This window comes from Brevibacillus sp. MER 51, from assembly GCF_023714195.1.
Classification (GTDB): Bacteria; Bacillota; Bacilli; order Brevibacillales; family Brevibacillaceae; genus Brevibacillus.
In genome coordinates this window covers 1-339 of sequence record NZ_JAMAUS010000076.1, presented here as the reverse complement: position 1 = coordinate 339, position 339 = coordinate 1, and the positions used below count along the sequence as shown (strand labels likewise).

Annotated in this window: 1 rRNA gene; it reads left to right on the top strand. The window is 54.9% G+C overall.

Annotation, left to right across the window (positions count from 1 at the left end):
• Window positions 1–339 (top strand): 23S ribosomal RNA (locus M3630_RS30715); the annotation flags it as partial.

Sequence of the window (339 nt, the reverse complement as noted above, 5' to 3'; positions counted from 1 at the left end):
CCAGGGTTAGTCGGGACCTAAGCTGAGGCCGAAAGGCGTAGGCGATGGACAACAGGTTGATATTCCTGTACCACCTCTGTTCCGCTTGAGCAATGGCGTGACGCAGGAGGATAGGGTGAGCGGCCTACTGGATGGCCGTCCAAGCAGTAAGTGTGGTGTGTAGGCAAATCCGCACACCGTGAAGCATGAGCTGTGATGGCGAGGGAAATTTAAGTACCGAAGTCCCTGATTTCACACTGCCAAGAAAAGCGTCTAGCGAGGAACAAGGTGCCCGTACCGCAAACCGACACAGGTAGGCGAGGAGAGAATCCTAAGGTGCGCGGGATAACTCTTGCTAAG